This window comes from Pontibacter lucknowensis (assembly GCF_900156415.1).
Lineage (GTDB): Bacteria > Bacteroidota > Bacteroidia > Cytophagales > Hymenobacteraceae > Pontibacter > Pontibacter lucknowensis.
This window is the reverse complement of the sequence record NZ_FTNM01000001.1, coordinates 1,027,413-1,044,977: the sequence shown is the minus strand read 5'-3', so window position 1 is coordinate 1,044,977 and position 17,565 is coordinate 1,027,413. Positions and strand designations below refer to the sequence as shown.

Below are 17,565 nucleotides of genomic sequence, written 5' to 3'. Positions count from 1 at the left end.
TAGGAAAAGCAGTTTAACAATTTAGCCATCAGCCTTTGGAAATCATAAACTCAATCGTGACGTGGGTGATGAAGAAGCGGATTCATGACATTGATCTGTTTCGGAAATACCCACATGAAGTGCAGAACGAACTGTTTCAGGACCTGATCAGCACGGCGAAGAACACGGAGTTTGGCAAGAAGTATGGCTTCGGCGATATGAAGTCGGTGAAGACCTTTCAGGAGCGGGTGCCGATTGCTACTTACGAAGACCTGTACCCTTACATAGAGCGGGTGATGAAAGGGGAACAGAATATCCTGTGGCCGAGCAAGATTGAGTGGTTCGCCAAGTCGTCGGGCACCACCAATGCCCGCAGCAAGTTTATACCTGTCAGCCCGGAGTCGCTGGAAGACTGCCACTACAAGGGCGGTAAAGACATGCTCTCGCTCTACGTCAACAATTACCCTAACACCAAGCTTTTCACAGGCAAAGGCCTCTCTATTGGCGGCAGCCACCACCCCAACGAATTCAACGCCAAGACATCCTGCGGTGACGTGTCGGCTGTGATTATGCAGAACCTGCCGATCTGGGCAGAGGCCATGCGCACGCCGCCGCTCAAAGTAGCCCTGATGGACAAGTGGGAGGAGAAGATCGAGAAGATGGTGGAAGTAACCGTGCCGGAGAACGTAACCAGCCTGAGCGGTGTGCCGACGTGGACTTATGTGCTCCTGAAGCGCATACTCGAGGTTACTGGCAAAAAGAACATCCTGGAGGTATGGCCGAATCTGGAGCTCTTCACACACGGTGCTGTGGCATTTGGGCCATACCGTCAGCTGTTCAGAGAGATCATCCCTTCCGCTCAGATGCACTACCTGGAGGTATACAATGCCTCCGAAGGCTTCTTTGGTATACAGGACCAGCGTGACACCGAAGACGAGATGTTGCTGATGCTGGACTATGGCGTGTACTACGAGTTCATCCCGATGGACCAGTTCGAGGAGGAAAACCCCAAAACACTGACGTTGGATCAGGTAGAACTGGGTAAGAACTATGCTATTGTTATCTCGACCAACGCCGGTCTGTGGCGCTATAAGATTGGCGATACTATACGCTTCACGAATCTGAGCCCATACCGCATCAAGATATCAGGCCGCACAAAGCACTTCATCAACGCCTTTGGCGAAGAAGTGATCGTGGAGAATGCTGAAGTGGCCATTACGAAGGCCTGCGAAGCCACTGGCGCCATTATCTCGAACTTCACAGCCGCACCTGTATACATGCAGAGCGGCAAGCGTGGCGGCCACGAATGGCTGATTGAGTTTGAGAAAGAACCGGATAGTCTGCCCCACTTCACCCAAGTGCTTGACCAGGCCCTGCGCGAAATCAATTCCGACTATGACGCCAAGCGCCAAAACGACATCGCCCTGCAGGAACCTATCGTACACGCCGCCCCAAAAGGCACCTTCATGAACTGGCTCAGCAAAAAAGGTAAACTTGGTGGCCAGCACAAAGTGCCGAGACTGAGCAATACCCGTGAGTATTTGGAGGAGATAATGGAAGTAAGTGGGCTGGCAAGAGTAAAGAATTAAACAAAGCTGTCATTTCGAACGCTAGTGAGAAATCTGAAGTGAATAGTAATGAATATCCCTCCAGATTTCTCACAACTACGCTGACTCTCTTCGGCTCGCGCCTAAAGAGTAGTCGAAATGACAATAAAAATGCCCGACAGTTTATACCTGCCGGGCATTTTTGCTTTTAAACTATACCTCAGGTATAGCAACTATCTGAATAAGCCGTAAATCGTTGCGGATACTGCGAAACCCAGGACTAACAGGAGCGCAACATTGAGATACACAGGTACCGTTTTGCCTTTCACTTTTTTGTAATCAAAGCCCTGCGCTGTTAGTACCATTAACAGAACGAGGTTGATAATGGTCAGAACACGGTTAAGGCCGTTCCAGGTATTCTTTATTTCTAAAGTCATTCTTCAGATTTATGGTTAAAGATAGCTATGCACTAGTAAATCTAATATTTAAATTGCCAACCTTCTGATATTCGTTATTGTCAACATACCCCCCATTACAAGCCCACTAAGTGAGAGCACCGAACCAACGGCTATCAGCTGTATAGCACTTTGATTGACTACTTCGAAATCACTGAATTCAGACAAGGTGGCCAGAAAAGCTATTAAACTGATTGCTATGGCCATTATGCCCAAACTAGCTCCTACCACTTTATGCTGCAATACTGCTTGAATAGTGAGAGCGACTATAACGCCCAAAGCGACAAAACTAAATTTTTGCATCGCAACTAAGTCTCCAAATAACCAAAAGCTGGCTAATCCGATGAAGTAGATGTATGGTAGTACCTGACTGCCATAACTTTTGGGTTGAGCATGTCCTTCCATTTATAGAGAGGCTTCAGGTGGATACTTATTTACTTAAATACGGCTAATTGATTATCAATTACTCCAGGAAACTACTCATAAATCCGCCTTCTTTCTTGGCGTTCTCACCGTGTGGCATCAGTGCTTCGATCAGTTTCTTTACAGGCATAGACTGCAACCATACTCGACCAGTGCCGCGTAGGGTGGCCAGAAAGATACCCTCACCACCGAAGATCATGGACTTGAGGCCGCCGGCCCGCTGAATGCTGAAGTCTATACCTTGCTCAAAAGCCACTACGCAGCCTGTGTCGACACGCAGGGTTTCGTTGTTGAGCTCTTTCTCTACGATGGTACCACCTGCATGCAGGAAGGCAAGTCCGTCACCGGATATCTTCTGTAGGATAAAACCCTCGCCACCAAACAGGCCGGAACCCAGCTTTTGATTGAAATGCATCGCGAGTTTTGTACCCAATGCCGCAGCCAGGAAGGCGTCTTTCTGTGCGATAAGTGTGTTACCATTGAACTGCTGCAGATCAAGAGGCAGAATAGTGCCGGGGTAGGGAGCTGAAAAAGCGACCCGACTCTTACCATAGCCACGGTGCGTAAAGTGCGTCATAAACAGCGACTCACCCGTGATCAGGCGACTGCCTGCTGAAACCAGTTTGCCCAGAAAGCCCTGGCTGGGGTTGGATCCATCTCCCATTTTGGTCTGGAAGTCGATGCCCTCTTCCATGTATACCATGGCGCCGGCCTCGGCAATCACCGTTTCGTTGGGATCAAGCTCGATCTCGAGTACCTGTATGTCGTTACCGAAAATGCGAAAGTCGATTTCGTGTGCGTTTCTCATAGTTTTTAGGACTTGATGTTCAGATAGACAAGATAGTAAAATATCTAATCCTCTTCATCGTCCTCGTCCTCATCACCACGACCTTTTTTTCTACGGGCCTTCGGCAGGTCTTTGTCATCCTCGTCGTCCGAAACGGAGCTGGTGCCTTTCACGAAATCCTCGTCGGTTTCCTCTACTTCCTCACCCTCCTCTATATGAAACTCTTCTTCCTCTTTTTTTGCTTTCTCAGCAGCATCCCGCTTTACCAGTTTTTTGTCCTCCACATTCTTGTTGAGGAATTCATTGATCTGGTCGATAGAGTAGTTCGACATGATCTCGCCCTGCTGGTTCACCTTGATCTCGAAACCCTCGAGGTCTTTGTGCACCCGCGTTTTCTTCTTGGAGCTTTTGTTCTCTTTTTTATTCTTAGCCATGGTCTGGTCCTTATTGTTCTCACTGAAGTATAAGGCGAAACGGACAAATAGTTACAGGCAGGTATAGCGGACAGGTATAAAAAAAGCGGCTACTCCTTTCGGAATAGCCGCCCTTGTACAGGTATAAGGTATAGCCTAAGCTGTTGCGTAATGGCTCAATGCGCTAATGGCAGCGTCGATGCGGTTCTGAGTTTCCTCGCGGCCAATCACCTCAATGATCTGCATCAGGTCAGGACCAGCCTCTGCACCGGTCACGGCCAGACGAAGCGCCTGCATCACCATGCCGATCTTCATGCCGTGGCGCTCCAGAATGCTTACCAGCAAATCCTTCACCGTATCGGCGTTGAAGTCGCTCAGTGTAGAGAGTTCGTTGCGGAAGTCGGTGAAAACGGCTACTGCCTGGCTGTTCCACTTCTTGGAAGCCACTTTCTCGCTGTACTCAGTCGGAGCTACGAAGAAATAAGCGGCCTCGCGCCAGAACTCCTGCGGGAAGCTTACACGCTCCTTCATCAGGCCGGCGATCTTCTCAGCCTTCTCAGACGAGCAAGTGATGCCATGCTCTTCCAGTGCCATCAACAGGTAACCTGCCAGTTCTGCGTCTGGTTTGGCGCGCAGGTACTGCTCGTTGAACCAGCGTGCTTTCTGTATATCGAAGCGGGTACCGGACTTGCCAATACGCTCGATCGTGAATTCATTTGCCAGCTCCTCCATAGAGAAGATCTCCTGCTGCGTACCCGGGTTCCAGCCCAGGAAGGCAAGGAAGTTAATGAACGCTTCCGGAATATAGCCTGCCTCACGGTAGCCAGAGGAGATTTCGCCTGAGAAAGGATCTTCCCAACGCAGCGGGAATACCGGGAAGCCCAGCTTGTCACCGTCGCGCTTGCTCAGCTTGCCGTTGCCATCGGGCTTTAGCAAAAGCGGCAGGTGCGCGAACTCCGGCATAGTGTCTTCCCAACCCAGGTAGCGGTATAGCAGCACGTGCAGCGGCGCCGATGGCAACCACTCCTCGCCACGGATCACATGCGTGATCTGCATCAGGTGATCATCCACAATGTTAGCCAGGTGGTAAGTTGGCATTCCGTCCGACTTCATCAGTACTTTATCGTCGATGGCAGAAGAATGTACCATTACCCAACCGCGGATCAGGTCTTTTAAGCGAACTTCCTCTTTGCGTGGCACTTTCAGACGGATCACATACGGGTCGCCTGACTCCAGACGGCGCTTTACTTCATCTTCCGGCAACGTGAGCGAGTTTTTCATCGTCATGCGGGTGATGGCGTTGTACTGTGGCGTGGCTACCTTGGCAGCCTTCAGACGCTCGCGCATTTCCTCCAGCTCCTCGGCCGTGTCGAAAGCGTAGTAAGCGTGTCCGCTCTCGATCAGCTGCATGGCATACTGCATGTACATCGGCTTGCGCTCTGACTGGCGGTAAGGCGCGTAAGGGCCACCGACCCATGGGCTCTCGTCCAGCTCAATGCCGCACCACTCCAGTGACTCGCGGATGTAATCTTCGGCACCGGGCACAAAACGGTTCTGGTCTGTGTCCTCGATGCGCAGGATCATTTTGCCGCCGGTTTTCTTGGCCAGCAAAAAGTTGTAAAGGGCCGTGCGAACACCGCCGATATGGAGAGGCCCTGTCGGGCTCGGGGCAAAGCGTACTCTAACTTCTCTTTCCATGTATGGTTATTTCAAAAAGGCATTGCAAATGATGCCACAAAGGTACAAAATAAATTCTCGTTTCGGTAAAGTGTTGCTTTCTCTGCCCTGTAGCTTTGATAGGAGCCTGCACAAACATAACATTTGATTTGCGTATCAGTTTAAGACAAGGCCAAACACGACTCCATGCCCCGCCAAACGCTCAAAAATATCTGGTGCCTGCTCAAGGAAACCAGCCTTGAGTTTATCGAGAACAACTCCTTCCAGAAGGGGGCTGCACTGGCTTATTACACCATCTTTGCGTTGCCGCCTATCCTGCTGATCATCATTAATGCCACCGGATACTTCTTTGGTGAACAGGCTGTTTCAGGGGAAATTTACTATCAGATCAGGGAGATGGTTGGCTCGGAGGCGGCTTTTGCGGTGCAGCGTATGGTAGAGAGTATCAACGACATCACCGATTTCAACCTCGCTACTGTTGTTATCGTTGTCACTCTTTTCATAGCGGCCACGGGCGTGTTTGTTTCGCTGCAGGACTCGCTCAACGAAGTATGGTATGTGCGACCAGCCCCCAAGCGCGGCTACGTCAAGCTGATCCTTGACCGCTTCCTATCCTTCGCCATGATTCTGGCTATTGCGATCCTGCTCATCGTATCGCTATTAGCCAATACCATACTGGTGGCCATCGGCGATTTTCTGGCGGCGAGGCTTGCAGGCTGGTTTGTATACGTGCTGCGGGGCGTCAATTTGGTGTCGGGCTTCCTGCTCATGACCTTTATGTTCGGCTGTATCTACCGCTTTCTGCCCGATGCCAAAATAAGGTGGCGCGATGTATGGGTAGGGGCGCTGGTTACCTCCTTGCTGTTTGCCATTGGTCGCGAAATCATCGGGCTATACCTTGGCACGAGCAATATCACCTCCATTTACGGGGCGGCGGGTTCGGTTATCGTAATCCTACTGTGGGTGTTCTATACCTCCCAGATCATCTTCTTCGGGGCTGTGTTCACGTTTGTGTACTCCCGCAAGTATGGCTTCAATATTTACCCAGCTGAGTATGCCGTGCGCTTCATCCGGCAGGAAATAGAAGTAGGCCACACGGCCGTGAATGCTGAGCCAGGTAAGTTTACGAAGGACATTTATGGGGAAGAGGAAGCGAAAGAAGCGGCTGAGTCGGATAAAAAAGACAAGTCTGCGGGGGAGGGAATTTAAGCAACTTTCATCTGCTTAAGTCTGTCGATAAGTTCCAGCCCAAAGTCCCATTTGCCAAACCCGGATTTACTTTCGATGTGCCCGGCTTCCTTAAGCGTTACTAACTCGCTTCCCCAGTTCCTGGCAAATAGCTGCGCCCTTTCAAAGTCTACTACATGATCATCTGTGCTTGCTACCACAATAGTGGGAAAAGGTAATTTGCTTGCAGGCATCGGGTTAAACCCTGTTATATAGGAAGGGTAGCCGGGGCTGTCCACATCGCTCGGTGCCACAAACAGGGCCCCTTTTATGGCGTGTCCATACATCTCAAACCACTTGATAATGGTCACACAGCCGACACTGTGGCCAATTAGAATTAACTGTTTATAGTCGAATTGCTTTAACTCTTCTTCCATTTTACTTATCCATTCCACGCAGTCAGGCTTTTCCCAGTCTGATTGTATTACCCTGTAAAATTTAGAAGGGTGGTCATTTTCCCATATCGTCTGCCAATGGTTTTCGTCAGAATTGTGCAGGCCGGGGATGTTTATGTTCATGTTGCTCTTTGTGTTTAGCCCGCTGAGAAGCGGAAGGTATAAAAACGAAACCTCCAGCCCCATTGTAAAAATTGGGCTGGAGGTATAAGCCTATTAGCTAAAGCGTTCTATAAGGCAGCAATACACGAAATCTCTACATTCACATCCTTCGGCAGGCGGCTTACCTCTACCGTCTCACGAGCAGGTGGGTTGGAGCTGAAGTAGCTGCCGTATACCTCGTTTATTTTGGCGAAATTGCCCAGGTCTTTCACGAAGATGGAGCACTTGAGCACGTTGTCGAAGCCCATGCCTGCCTCTTGCAGAATGGCGGATAGGTTTTTCATCACCTGGTGCGTTTCCTCCTCAATAGTGCCGCTCACCAGCTCACCGCTTTGCGGATCCAGTGGGATTTGGCCCGAAACGTACATAATCCCGTTGTGAAGTGTTGCCTGGCTGTAAGGGCCGATAGCGGCTGGCGCATTGGCCGACTTGATAATGGTATGGTTCATAGTCCGATTAGTTTTAATGTGTATCTTTACCCATCAAAAGTACAGAAATATGCACATACTTGTTTTGTCTGGCGATGAAATGGCCGCTGAGTTTAAACAGAAATTTCCGGAAGGAGGCAACGGCAATACCTATACCTTTCTGCATAGCCGCCACCTGACCGATGATCAGCTCAAGCCTGGCGATGTTGTTTTTGACTTCCTGCTGCACCAAGAGCCGGAGCGCCTGAGCGATTATGGCCCAGGTCAAATCGTGTTCTGTCAGGCCGTGACGAAGCAGCTAGCTTCGCTGGTGCGTGAATCAGGTTTAGAAAGGATCTGCACCTTATTCGGTTTCAATGGACTGCCAACCCTCCTTAACCGCCCGGTGCTGGAGGTAAGCCTATATGAGCAGGAGGACACTGAGAAACTGAAACAGGTATGCGAACAGCTCGGCACGGAGTATCAGTTAGTAGAAGACCGTGCAGGCATGGCTACACCGCGCATCCTGTGCATGATCATTAACGAAGCCTGCTATACCTTGCAGGAAGGCACTGCCTCTATTCAGGATATCGATTTGGGTATGAAACTGGGTACCAACTATCCGCACGGACCATTTGAATGGGCGAATGCGATAGGTATAGACAATGTATACCAGGTGTTGGAGGCGATGTACGAAGACACCAGAGAAGAGCGCTACAAGATTTGCCCGCTGCTCAAGACAAAGTATCTGAGAGGGGAGAAGTTTAGCCTCTAAGATAGTTCATAATAAAGCAAAAGGGCCAGCAACTGATTAGTCGCTGGCCCTTTTTTATAACTATTAATCGATTACTCCACTGTCACAGACTTCGCCAGATTACGAGGCTGGTCTACGTTACAGCCGCGCATTACCGCAATGTGGTAAGACAGCAACTGCAGCGGAATTACCGACAGCAACGGCACCAGGTGCTCGCTTGTTTCCGGAATTTCAATCACGTGATCCGCCATGGCAGGTATAGTCGTGTCGCCTTCCGTTACAACAGCGATGATCTTGCCTTTACGGGCCTTCACCTCCTGTATGTTCGACACGATCTTCTCGTAAGAGCTGTCCTTAGTAGCAATTACCACCACCGGCATCTGCTCGTCGATCAAGGCGATCGGGCCGTGCTTCATCTCAGCGGCAGGGTAGCCTTCGGCGTGGATGTAAGAGATCTCTTTCAGCTTCAGGGCGCCTTCCAGTGCAACCGGGAAGTTATAGCCACGACCCAGGTATAGGAAGTTCGTAGCGTCCTTGTACTGCTCCGAAATCTTGATGATCTGGTCGTTTAGCTCCAGGGCTTTCTCTACTTTGGCCGGAATGCTCTCCAGCTCCACCATTAACTGGTGCAGTTTGGTTGTTTCCAGCGTGCCACGCTTGCTGCCAATAATCATGGCAATTAGCGAAAGCACCGTTACTTGAGCGGTAAAGGCCTTTGTGGAGGCAACACCGATCTCAGGACCAGCGTGGGTATAAGCACCCGCATCCGTGGCACGGGCGATAGAAGAACCTACCACGTTGCAGATACCAAAAATCGTAGCACCTTTTGACTTGGCCAGCTCCAGTGCGGCCAGTGTGTCAGCTGTTTCACCAGACTGCGAAATCGCCACCACAATATCACGCTCACTGATGATTGGGTTGCGGTAACGGAATTCTGAAGCGTACTCCACTTCCACAGGTATGCGTGCCAGGTCTTCGATCAGGTACTCGGCCACCAGACCGGCATGCCACGACGTACCGCAAGCTACGATCAGGATACGGTCCGCATTCACAAATTTGTTCTCAAACTCACGGATGCCACCCATCATCAGGTGATTACTCTCCGCGATCATACGGCCGCGCATGCTGTCGAGGATAGAGCGAGGTTGCTCAAATATCTCTTTCAGCATGAAGTGTGGGTAGCCGCCTTTCTCGATCGACTCCAGCGCCATTTCTAGGCGTTGAACGTAAGGCGTTTGCACCACGTCCTCTTTGGTACGGATCTCCAACTCACCGTTTTTGATCACTACCAGTTCGTAGTCGTTCACATACACCACGTCGTTGGTATACTCAATGATTGGGGTAGCGTCAGAAGCAAGGAAGTATTCGCCTTCGCCTATACCTACTACCAGCGGACTACCCTTACGGGCAGCGATGAGTTGGTTCTGGTCTTCCTTAGAGAGCACCACAATAGCATAAGCTCCTACCACTTCGTGCAGGGCCAGGCGAACCGCCTCAGCCAGTGAGCAGTTGCTGTTCTGCTTGATGTCTTCAATCAGGTTGATGAATACCTCTGAGTCAGTCTCTGACTGGAAGGTATGGCCTTTTTGGATCAGGAGCTGCTTCAGGGAGGCGTAGTTCTCGATGATGCCGTTGTGGATGATGGCAATGTTCTTGGAGCTAGAGTAGTGAGGGTGTGCATTGACATCGTTTGGTTCACCGTGGGTAGCCCAGCGGGTATGGCCCATGCCGATGTTGCCATGCACATCTTTATCTGCAATAAACTCTTCAAGGTCGCTTACCTTGCCTTTTCTTTTGAAGACGTTCAGGCCTCCGTTCATCAGGGCTATTCCTGCGCTGTCATAGCCTCTGTATTCAAGTCGTTTCAAGCCCTTAAGGACAATAGGGCAAGCATCTCTATGCCCTACGTACGCTACAATTCCGCACATATAGTATTAAGTTTCAGTAAAAAAAATAAAGGTACCTGCAAAGGTACCTTTTTCTTTATAATGTATAAAGTATCTGCTTAATATTTGCGCGATACTATTGTAGCTTCGAATAGTATATCAGTAGCCTTACTGGGTTTGCTTCATTATTTGTCACAATGGCACGGTAAGGACGCGTTTCCGGACGAATAGATACGGTTCCGTCTGACTGCGAAGCAGCCGATACAGCGCCCAGCATCAGTCCATTGTTTTGCTTCAGGCCCATCATCACACCCTGCAGGTAACTGGTCACATTCAGGGTATAATAGTCGACGCCATTTTTGCGGCTACTAGCCACCAAAGCTGGCACTCGGGTATCCAGTGGATTGACACCATCCTGCTGCACCGCACGTACAGTACCTGTTATATCTCGCAAAAACTGGTTGGCATTGTTGGTTTCATACAAAGCCAATTGAGGAGGTCTCGGCAGGTTGTTCTCCGAAGAAGCCGCTTTAACAGGTATGATCAGCTCGGCCCGGTTAATGATCAGGGTGCCTGGGATATCCTTGAATTTTTCCAGGTGAGGGATTGTGATCTTGCTTAGCAGTTGCGTGCCCGCCTGTATATAAGAATCCCCGCCTGTTTCGCTGGCAGGTACAAAGTCACCATTCGACTGCAACTCGGCAACGGCAGTGCCTGTTCGGTCAGATGATATCTGTGTAAAGTAATTGCCTGCGCCCAGCAAAAAGTTATGCTGTCTGGCAGTGCCTTCGGCTGTGGTATAGTGCAGTGTCAGGCTCGTGTTAGTGCTACCCAGTGTCAGACCAACTATACTTGCATTCTCGCCCTCAGGCACTGTTAATGCAAGACCTCTGAAAAAGTTAGAGAAACCGGCCTGGTCTGCTAAACCCGCCTGGCCTGACTGGGCCATAAACTCGTTTGCCAGCTCGCTACTCAGTTTTATCTTCAGCAGTCTCGTCTTCTTTGTCGTCACGTTCTCCGCCCTTTCTGTATCTATGCGCGGCAGAAAAGCTTTCGAACCAACAGGGTTAGAGTCGTAAGCAAAAGGAGTTGTGGTAAAGTAAGAGGTTCTCTCGTCAAAAGCACCTGTCACACGATGCACATTCACCTGCATCGTCTTCAGGGTGTCCGCATACTTAAACGAATAGTCAAGTGTAAGCACCAGCGAGTCTGCTCTGGCACCTGCGCCGAAGTTTAAGCCGGTACCATTGATTGACACCTCCGTGATTGTGCTGGCACGTACCTTACCCAGCACCGGATCTACATACTGGCCTAGCAAAGGCGGCTGTGAACGGAACGAAAGGATCGAGTCGCCCTGAAACACAGTTCCGGTCCGGATGGTAAGGGTGTCAGTGAACTCGGTACCTATCAGGTTTTCGTCCTGTAGTTCGAGTCCGATGTCTTTTGGGTCTTCGCAGGCTGTAAGAGCGGCAAATGAAAAGAAGAATAAGAGTAATCTCCTAACGGCTGAGTTCATTATATAGGTTGAAGTATGAATCACACAGGTTGTCGTCGGCACTGATGGTATTGATGTTCTTGTTTGTCTCAACAAATTCATTGAACAGGGCGCTGATGTTTTCGCCGAAGTTCTCATTTGTCTTGATCACAGAGTCAGCGTACTCCATGCCAACCTTGATAAAGCTGTCCAGGTCCGCTTCCTGCAAAGAGGCCAGCATGCTGTCATCGATATCAAGCATTTTTACTTTCTCGAGCAGGTCGCCGTTAAACTTGTGCTTGTACTCGTGGTTGTAAACCGTAAAGATAGACTTCGAATCCTTAAATATCGGGTCTTTCTTGTAAGTAGTTTTCAGGTACATTGGAATCAGGCCGGTCATCCAGTCGTTGCAATGCACGATATCGGGCTGCCAGCCCAGTTTCTTCACTGTTTCGAGTACACCCTTGCAGAAGAAGATGGCACGCTCGTCGTTGTCCTGGTGGAAGTTATTGTTCTTATCCACAAAAACGGACTTGCGCTGGAAATAGTCTTCGTTATCGATAAAATATACCTGCAGCTTGGCATTTGGGATAGAGGCTACCTTAATAACAAGCGGCTTCTCGTCATCACCCACGGCGATGTTGATGCCTGACAGGCGAACTACCTCATGCAAACGGTTTTTACGCTCGTTTATTATACCGAACTTCGGCACGAAGATGCGGATCTCCATACCTCTCTCCTGCATACTCTGCGGCAGCGTGTTTAAAAATTCTGCTACTTTAGTGGTTTGAAGGAAAGGAAGGATCTCGGTGGCGGCGTACAGGATTCGCAATTTAGACATGAGTATGTAATTAAAAATTTAATAAGCAACAGTAATGGGACGTGCAAAATTAGTATTTTTTATTCTAATTTTCAATTTAATGTTCTATAACCTACTTTTGCCGGCTTTCAGCAATTGCATCATTTATACCTATTAATATGGAAGTTATAGAGCAGGTGTCAGCCCTCAGGGCCATTGTGACGGCGCTGCGTTGCGGCGGCAAGCGCATTGGTTTTGTGCCTACCATGGGCGCCCTGCACGAAGGGCACCTGCAGCTCTTGCGCGCCTCGGCCCGCGAGAATGACGTGACGATCTGTAGTGTGTTTGTGAATCCGACTCAATTCAATAACGCCTCTGATTATAAGCTATACCCCCGCACACTCGAGCAGGACATCAGCCTGCTGCAAAGCGTTGGCTGCGACTACCTGTTTGCTCCGAGTGCGGAGGAGATATATCCACAACAGTCTGTGCTGCAGTTTAGTTTCGGTGAGCTCGAAGCGGTGATGGAGGGCGCGCATCGCCCGGGACACTTCAACGGAGTGGCAACTGTGGTGAGCAAACTTTTCCATATCGTGCAGCCGCACAAGGCTTATTTTGGGCAAAAGGATTTGCAGCAGGTGGCTATAGTGCGTCAGCTGGTGCGGGCCCTGAGCTTTGACCTGGAGCTGGTGTGCTATCCGACCGTGCGCGAAGCCGATGGGTTGGCTATGTCCTCACGCAACAAGCGCCTGAGCGATGCGCAACGGCAGCAGGCACCGCAGCTTTACAAAGCACTGCAATTGGCCGCAGCCGATCTGAAGCAGAAGCCGGTAGCAGCCATCAGGAGCGAGGTAGCACAAAAGCTGCAGCAGGTAGAAGAGCTCGAGCTGGAGTACTTCGAAATAGTGGACAGTCTTACCCTGCAGCCGCTTCAGGACATAAGCGGACAAGAAGAAGTGGCGCTTTGCATAGCTGCTTTTGTGGGCGAGGTGCGCCTGATCGATAACATGCTCGTGAATCTAAAGGAAGGCTGATTTGTTTGGTTATGTAAAGGCTTAAGAAGATGCTGAAACGCTGGTAGTTTATCTGCAGCTAATTGCATAACTTTGCGGCCTATTACAAAAATAAACCATGTATATTGAGGTTTTAAAATCCAAAATTCACCGTTGCCGGGTTACGCAGGCTGAGTTGCACTATGTGGGAAGCATCACCATTGATGAAGACCTGATGGATGCCGCCAACGTGGTGGAGAATGAGAAAGTACAGATCGTCAACATCAACAACGGTGAACGCTTCGAGACTTATGTGATCAAGGGTGAGCGTGGTACCGGCACGGTATGTCTGAACGGTCCGGCTGCACGCAAAGTGCAGGTTGGTGACATCGTGATCGTGATCTCTTACTGCTCCATCAAGTTCGAAGACGCCAAGAACCACCAGCCGACGCTCGTTTTCCCGGATCAGCACAACCGACTGGTGTAACGCCATTGCATGAGAAAACTGCTCTCTTTACTGAAGTACAGCCTGCTTCTGGGGCTTTCTGCATTTCTGATGTGGTATGCCCTCAAAGAGCTTGACTTCGAAAAACTATGGACAGAGTTACAGAATATCAGTTATGGCTGGCTGGTGCTGTCAGTACTGATGGGCATCGCAGCTTACCTGAGCCGGGCATACCGCTGGCACATGCAAATACGGCCGACAGGCTATACCCCCTCTTTTAAAAATACCTACAATGCCATGATGGTGGGCTACCTGGCCAACCTTGTGTTGCCCCGCATGGGAGAGGTGGTGCGCTGCAGCATGCTCCGTCGCAGCAATGGCATCCCTGTCAATACAGCCTTTGGCACAGTCATCGCGGAGCGCATCATCGACATGGTCATGCTGCTCCTGTTTCTGGGGCTCACCTTTATGCTGGAGGTAAACCGCCTCCGCGATTTTCTTTTCAGTCTTTTTACAGATAAGTACGCCAGCCTAGAGCAAAGCTTCGGGTCGCTATACCTGCTGGTTGTACTGTTGATGGTAGTTGGCGCTGTGTTTTTGGTGCTGGGGTTGCTATACCTGAACAAGCTGCGTCAGAACACCTTTTTCAAAAGAGCGGTGACCTTCGTGCGCGGGATGCTGCAGGGCGTATTCAGCATTACTAAAATTGAAAACCAGGCCGCCTTCTGGGGGCATACCCTGTTTGTATGGGCCATGTACTATGGCATGAGCCTTGTGGTGTTCTATGCTATACCTGCCACATCCGGCCTGACGCCAGTAGCTGGCCTGTCGGTGCTCGTGATCGGTACTTTAGGTATGGCGGCGCCGGTGCAGGGCGGGGTAGGGGTATACCACCTGCTAGTGCAGACTGTGCTACTGCTCTACGGTATACCCAAAGAAGCAGGTATGGCCTACGCCCTGGTAGCTCATACTTCGCAAACGCTTTTGGTAGTTGCCATGGGAGTGCTTAGTTTTATAGCAGGAATGTTGCATAAGCCTGCCGCAGTGGAAGAGCACACGCAGGCAAACCCACCTATACATGAATTCGAAAGATAAAATCCTATCCTTACCTGACCTGCAGGAGCTTGTGCAGGCATGGCGCAGTGAGGGGCAGCAGATCGTTTTTACCAACGGCTGCTTTGATATCCTGCACCTCGGCCACGTAGACTACCTCGAAAAAGCACGACAACTTGGCGATAAATTGGTGCTAGGCCTTAACACAGATGCGTCAATAAGCCGTATAAAAGGTCCAAGCCGCCCACTTCAGGACGAAATGTCACGTGCGCGCGTCATGGCATCCCTTTTGTTTGTGGATGCCGTAGTATTCTTCGATGAAAATACACCGCTCGAACTGATCAAGGCTTTGCAGCCGGATATACTGGTGAAGGGCGACGATTATACCATCGAAAATATTGTGGGGCAGGATGTCGTTACAGCACGTGGAGGCGAGGTGAAAACCGTGCCGCTCGTGAAAGGCTACTCCACCACTAACATTGTTAGAAAAATAGAAAACCAACAAAATTCATAAAGTTAAAACAGACCAATGGGAATATATGTGATAGTTATTCTCTTCATGGGCCTCAGCATGTGGGTAAGCTGGAGACTGAAGAGTAAGTTTAAGAAGTACTCCGAAATTCCGTTGCAATCTGGCTATACCGGCCGTGAGATTGCCGAGATGATGCTGGCCGATAACGGCATACACGATGTGAAAGTGATTTCGGTGGCTGGCCGCTTGACGGACCACTACAACCCGGCTGACAAGACCGTGAACCTGAGTGAGTACGTGTACGAGGCACGCAGTGCGGCAGCCGCCGCGGTAGCAGCGCACGAATGCGGCCATGCCGTGCAGCACGCCAGAGCGTATAGCTTCCTGAAGTTCCGCTCGGCCATGGTGCCGGCGCTGAGCATCGCCTCACGCTACATGCAGTGGATTATCCTGATCGGTATTTTCATGCTGCAGACTACTCCTGTGCCGTTGGCGATTGGTGTGGCGCTGTTTGGCCTGACCACCATTTTCAGTTTTGTAACACTGCCTGTTGAGTTTGATGCGAGTAAGAGGGCGCTGGCCTGGATCAGCTCCAACAATATTGTAACGCAGCAGGAGCTGGCCATGTCAAAAGACGCGTTGAAGTGGGCTGCTATGACTTATGTAGTCGCAGCACTGGGCTCGTTGGCTACACTGCTCTACTATGTGTCACTGCTTATGGGCCGTCGGGACTAAGCCGATCATGATGCAAATCTAAATCAGTTAAAGCGCCATCCGTTCTTTCAGAGCGGATGGCGTTTCTGTTTTATTGCACTGAATTTATCTACTGCCTAACAAATATTAGTTAGGAGGGTTATACAAATATTACCAAATTTCATAGTTTTGTACTATAATCCATTAATTACAGTCCTTTTATATATAAAAGCATGAATTTTCAATTAACTGAAGAACATTTGGCAGTGCAGGCTGCCGCCCGTGAGTTTGCACAAACAGAGTTACTGCCCGGTGTAATTGAGCGCGATGAGCACCAGAAGTTTCCGGCTGAGCAGATTAAAAAAATGGGAGAGCTTGGCTTCCTGGGTATGATGGTAGATCCGAAGTACAACGGTGGTGGTATGGATACCATCTCTTATGTGTTGGCCATGGAAGAGATCTCTAAAGTAGACGCTTCTGCTTCTGTAGTAATGTCGGTGAACAACTCACTTGTATGCTGGGGCCTTGAGAAATACGGCTCTGAGGAGCAAAAGCAGAAATACCTGACCAAGCTTGCTACTGGCGAGATCATCGGCGCGTTCTGCCTTTCTGAGCCGGAGGCTGGTTCTGATGCTACGTCACAGCGCACCACCGCCGAAGACAAAGGCGACTATTACCTGCTGAATGGCACTAAAAACTGGATCACAAACGGTAGCACAGCCTCCGTATACCTGGTGATTGCCCAGACAGATCCAGAGAAGAAGCACCGCGGTATCAACGCATTTATTGTAGAGCGTGGCATGGAAGGTTTCCAGATTGGCCCGAAAGAGAACAAGCTGGGTATCCGTGGCTCTGATACACACTCTTTGATGTTCACTGACGTAAAAGTACCTAAGGAGAACCGCATCGGTGAAGATGGCTTCGGCTTCAAGTTCGCGATGTCTACACTGGCAGGTGGCCGTATAGGTATAGCTGCACAGGCGTTAGGTATAGCCTCTGGCGCATACGAGCTGGCGGTGAAGTACTCTAAGGAGCGTAAGGCATTTGGTGTGGAGATTGCGAAGCACCAGGCAATCCAGTTCAAGCTGGCTGACATGGCTACGAACATCGAAGCTGCCCGCATGCTTTGTCTGAAGGCCGCTTACCACAAAGACACGCACCAGGATTACGGCATGTCCGGTGCAATGGCGAAGCTTTTCGCTTCTAAAGTGGCCATGGACACAACAGTAGAAGCAGTGCAAGTACACGGCGGTTACGGTTTCGTGAAAGAGTACCATGTAGAGCGTTTGATGCGCGATGCCAAAATCACACAAATCTACGAAGGCACTTCTGAGATTCAGAAAATAGTAATTTCAAGAGAATTGTTAAAGTAATTTGGCACTTAAACCTTTGTTATTGTGTTATTTAGGCTAAGGATAGGGTTTATTGAATTAAAATTAAATATTTAAAATATTTTGAATTTTATAAAGATTAGCCTAGCTTTAGGACAAAATAAAAGGGTTTATAGTATAAAAGTTAGTTGGTA

Annotated in this window: 19 protein-coding genes; 9 read left to right on the top strand and 10 right to left on the bottom strand. The window is 49.8% G+C overall.

The genetic code is table 11. The features are described 5' to 3' along the window. Positions 1–68 precede the first annotated feature (68 nt). Positions 69–1,568: a GH3 auxin-responsive promoter family protein gene (locus tag BW972_RS04705; protein ID WP_007658376.1), complete on the top strand. Its 1,500-nt coding sequence runs from the start codon at positions 69–71 to the stop codon at positions 1,566–1,568. 191 nt (positions 1,569–1,759) lie between these two features. Here BW972_RS04705 and BW972_RS04700 read toward each other — a convergent pair whose 3' ends face one another. From BW972_RS04700 to gltX, 5 genes are all read right to left on the bottom strand, one after another. Continuing rightward, the gene (locus tag BW972_RS04700) at positions 1,760–1,963 is read right to left on the bottom strand and encodes a hypothetical protein (RefSeq protein WP_007658379.1); all 204 of its coding nucleotides are present in this window, start codon (positions 1,961–1,963) and stop codon (positions 1,760–1,762) included. A gap of 48 nt (positions 1,964–2,011) precedes the next feature. Further along, complete coding sequence (locus BW972_RS04695) at positions 2,012–2,386, bottom strand: hypothetical protein (protein WP_007658380.1); 375 nt, start codon at positions 2,384–2,386, stop codon at positions 2,012–2,014. A 58-nt stretch (positions 2,387–2,444) separates the two neighbouring features. Beyond that, entirely contained in the window at positions 2,445–3,212 is a 768-nt protein-coding gene (locus tag BW972_RS04690; protein ID WP_076421298.1) for a TIGR00266 family protein, read from the bottom strand. Between the two features lie 44 nt (positions 3,213–3,256). Beyond that, complete coding sequence (locus BW972_RS04685) at positions 3,257–3,625, bottom strand: hypothetical protein (RefSeq protein WP_007658382.1); 369 nt, start codon at positions 3,623–3,625, stop codon at positions 3,257–3,259. 135 nt (positions 3,626–3,760) lie between these two features. Further along, positions 3,761–5,302 carry a glutamate--tRNA ligase gene (gene gltX / locus BW972_RS04680; protein WP_076421297.1) on the bottom strand — a complete coding sequence of 514 codons (1,542 nt, stop codon included), beginning with the start codon at positions 5,300–5,302 and terminating at the stop codon, positions 3,761–3,763. A 165-nt stretch (positions 5,303–5,467) separates the two neighbouring features. Here gltX and BW972_RS04675 point away from each other — a divergent pair, with 165 nt between their 5' ends. Then, positions 5,468–6,490, top strand: coding sequence for a YihY/virulence factor BrkB family protein (locus BW972_RS04675; RefSeq protein ID WP_076421296.1), 1,023 nt, complete (start codon positions 5,468–5,470; stop codon positions 6,488–6,490). Here the strand turns inward: BW972_RS04675 and BW972_RS04670 are convergent. Together BW972_RS04670 and BW972_RS04665 are read right to left on the bottom strand one after the other, a co-directional pair. Beyond that, on the bottom strand, positions 6,487–7,026 hold the full coding sequence (locus BW972_RS04670) for an RBBP9/YdeN family alpha/beta hydrolase (protein WP_076421483.1): 540 nt from the start codon (positions 7,024–7,026) through the stop codon (positions 6,487–6,489). The two genes, BW972_RS04675 and BW972_RS04670, sit on opposite strands and share 4 nt — an antisense overlap. A 107-nt stretch (positions 7,027–7,133) precedes the next feature. Then, positions 7,134–7,514, bottom strand: coding sequence for a RidA family protein (locus tag BW972_RS04665; RefSeq protein WP_076421295.1), 381 nt, complete (start codon positions 7,512–7,514; stop codon positions 7,134–7,136). A gap of 49 nt (positions 7,515–7,563) precedes the next feature. On the opposite strand from BW972_RS04665, the gene BW972_RS04660 reads away from it, so the two are divergent. Further along, entirely contained in the window at positions 7,564–8,247 is a 684-nt protein-coding gene (locus BW972_RS04660; RefSeq protein WP_076421294.1) for a 3-hydroxyacyl-CoA dehydrogenase family protein, read from the top strand. Between the two features lie 71 nt (positions 8,248–8,318). Here the strand turns inward: BW972_RS04660 and glmS are convergent, their stop codons facing one another. The 3 genes from glmS to BW972_RS04645 form a co-directional block, all read right to left on the bottom strand. Beyond that, positions 8,319–10,154: a glutamine--fructose-6-phosphate transaminase (isomerizing) gene (gene glmS, locus BW972_RS04655; protein ID WP_007658396.1), complete on the bottom strand. Its 1,836-nt coding sequence runs from the start codon at positions 10,152–10,154 to the stop codon at positions 8,319–8,321. A gap of 94 nt (positions 10,155–10,248) precedes the next feature. After that, entirely contained in the window at positions 10,249–11,628 is a 1,380-nt protein-coding gene (locus BW972_RS04650; RefSeq protein ID WP_007658398.1) for a DUF4270 family protein, read from the bottom strand. Further along, positions 11,612–12,427 carry a glycogen/starch synthase gene (locus tag BW972_RS04645; RefSeq protein ID WP_076421293.1) on the bottom strand — a complete coding sequence of 272 codons (816 nt, stop codon included), beginning with the start codon at positions 12,425–12,427 and terminating at the stop codon, positions 11,612–11,614. The genes BW972_RS04650 and BW972_RS04645 overlap by 17 nt, the downstream gene beginning before the upstream one ends. A 137-nt stretch (positions 12,428–12,564) precedes the next feature. Here BW972_RS04645 and panC point away from each other — a divergent pair, with 137 nt between their 5' ends. The 6 genes from panC (at position 12,565) to BW972_RS04615 (ending at position 17,413) form a co-directional block, all read left to right on the top strand. Then, positions 12,565–13,419 (top strand): pantoate--beta-alanine ligase, encoded by an 855-nt coding sequence (gene panC / locus BW972_RS04640; RefSeq protein WP_076421292.1) that lies wholly within the window; start codon positions 12,565–12,567, stop codon positions 13,417–13,419. 97 nt (positions 13,420–13,516) lie between these two features. Continuing rightward, on the top strand, positions 13,517–13,864 hold the full coding sequence (gene panD, locus BW972_RS04635; protein ID WP_007655433.1) for an aspartate 1-decarboxylase: 348 nt from the start codon (positions 13,517–13,519) through the stop codon (positions 13,862–13,864). A gap of 9 nt (positions 13,865–13,873) precedes the next feature. Then, positions 13,874–14,917, top strand: coding sequence for a lysylphosphatidylglycerol synthase transmembrane domain-containing protein (locus BW972_RS04630; protein ID WP_076421291.1), 1,044 nt, complete (start codon positions 13,874–13,876; stop codon positions 14,915–14,917). Continuing rightward, positions 14,901–15,389: a D-glycero-beta-D-manno-heptose 1-phosphate adenylyltransferase gene (gene rfaE2 / locus BW972_RS04625; protein ID WP_076421290.1), complete on the top strand. Its 489-nt coding sequence runs from the start codon at positions 14,901–14,903 to the stop codon at positions 15,387–15,389. The genes BW972_RS04630 and rfaE2 overlap by 17 nt, the downstream gene beginning before the upstream one ends. 15 nt (positions 15,390–15,404) lie before the next feature. Continuing rightward, complete coding sequence (locus BW972_RS04620; RefSeq protein ID WP_007655427.1) at positions 15,405–16,082, top strand: zinc metallopeptidase; 678 nt, start codon at positions 15,405–15,407, stop codon at positions 16,080–16,082. A 191-nt stretch (positions 16,083–16,273) separates the two neighbouring features. Beyond that, positions 16,274–17,413 (top strand): acyl-CoA dehydrogenase, encoded by a 1,140-nt coding sequence (locus BW972_RS04615; RefSeq protein WP_076421289.1) that lies wholly within the window; start codon positions 16,274–16,276, stop codon positions 17,411–17,413. Positions 17,414–17,565 lie beyond the last annotated feature (152 nt).

Excerpts from the sequence above, each read along its gene's own strand:
- BW972_RS04705 (WP_007658376.1), top strand. The coding sequence starts at position 69 with ATGAAGAAGCGGATTCATGACATTGATCTGTTTCGGAAATACCCACAT.
- BW972_RS04700 (WP_007658379.1), bottom strand. The coding sequence starts at position 1,963 with ATGACTTTAGAAATAAAGAATACCTGGAACGGCCTTAACCGTGTTCTG.
- BW972_RS04695 (WP_007658380.1), bottom strand. The coding sequence starts at position 2,386 with ATGGAAGGACATGCTCAACCCAAAAGTTATGGCAGTCAGGTACTACCA.
- BW972_RS04690 (WP_076421298.1), bottom strand. The coding sequence starts at position 3,212 with ATGAGAAACGCACACGAAATCGACTTTCGCATTTTCGGTAACGACATA.
- BW972_RS04685 (WP_007658382.1), bottom strand. The coding sequence starts at position 3,625 with ATGGCTAAGAATAAAAAAGAGAACAAAAGCTCCAAGAAGAAAACGCGG.
- gltX (WP_076421297.1), bottom strand. The coding sequence starts at position 5,302 with ATGGAAAGAGAAGTTAGAGTACGCTTTGCCCCGAGCCCGACAGGGCCT.
- BW972_RS04675 (WP_076421296.1), top strand. The coding sequence starts at position 5,468 with ATGCCCCGCCAAACGCTCAAAAATATCTGGTGCCTGCTCAAGGAAACC.
- BW972_RS04670 (WP_076421483.1), bottom strand. The coding sequence starts at position 7,026 with ATGAACATAAACATCCCCGGCCTGCACAATTCTGACGAAAACCATTGG.
- BW972_RS04665 (WP_076421295.1), bottom strand. The coding sequence starts at position 7,514 with ATGAACCATACCATTATCAAGTCGGCCAATGCGCCAGCCGCTATCGGC.
- BW972_RS04660 (WP_076421294.1), top strand. The coding sequence starts at position 7,564 with ATGCACATACTTGTTTTGTCTGGCGATGAAATGGCCGCTGAGTTTAAA.
- glmS (WP_007658396.1), bottom strand. The coding sequence starts at position 10,154 with ATGTGCGGAATTGTAGCGTACGTAGGGCATAGAGATGCTTGCCCTATT.
- BW972_RS04650 (WP_007658398.1), bottom strand. The coding sequence starts at position 11,628 with ATGAACTCAGCCGTTAGGAGATTACTCTTATTCTTCTTTTCATTTGCC.
- BW972_RS04645 (WP_076421293.1), bottom strand. The coding sequence starts at position 12,427 with ATGTCTAAATTGCGAATCCTGTACGCCGCCACCGAGATCCTTCCTTTC.
- panC (WP_076421292.1), top strand. The coding sequence starts at position 12,565 with ATGGAAGTTATAGAGCAGGTGTCAGCCCTCAGGGCCATTGTGACGGCG.
- panD (WP_007655433.1), top strand. The coding sequence starts at position 13,517 with ATGTATATTGAGGTTTTAAAATCCAAAATTCACCGTTGCCGGGTTACG.
- BW972_RS04630 (WP_076421291.1), top strand. The coding sequence starts at position 13,874 with ATGAGAAAACTGCTCTCTTTACTGAAGTACAGCCTGCTTCTGGGGCTT.
- rfaE2 (WP_076421290.1), top strand. The coding sequence starts at position 14,901 with ATGAATTCGAAAGATAAAATCCTATCCTTACCTGACCTGCAGGAGCTT.
- BW972_RS04620 (WP_007655427.1), top strand. The coding sequence starts at position 15,405 with ATGGGAATATATGTGATAGTTATTCTCTTCATGGGCCTCAGCATGTGG.
- BW972_RS04615 (WP_076421289.1), top strand. The coding sequence starts at position 16,274 with ATGAATTTTCAATTAACTGAAGAACATTTGGCAGTGCAGGCTGCCGCC.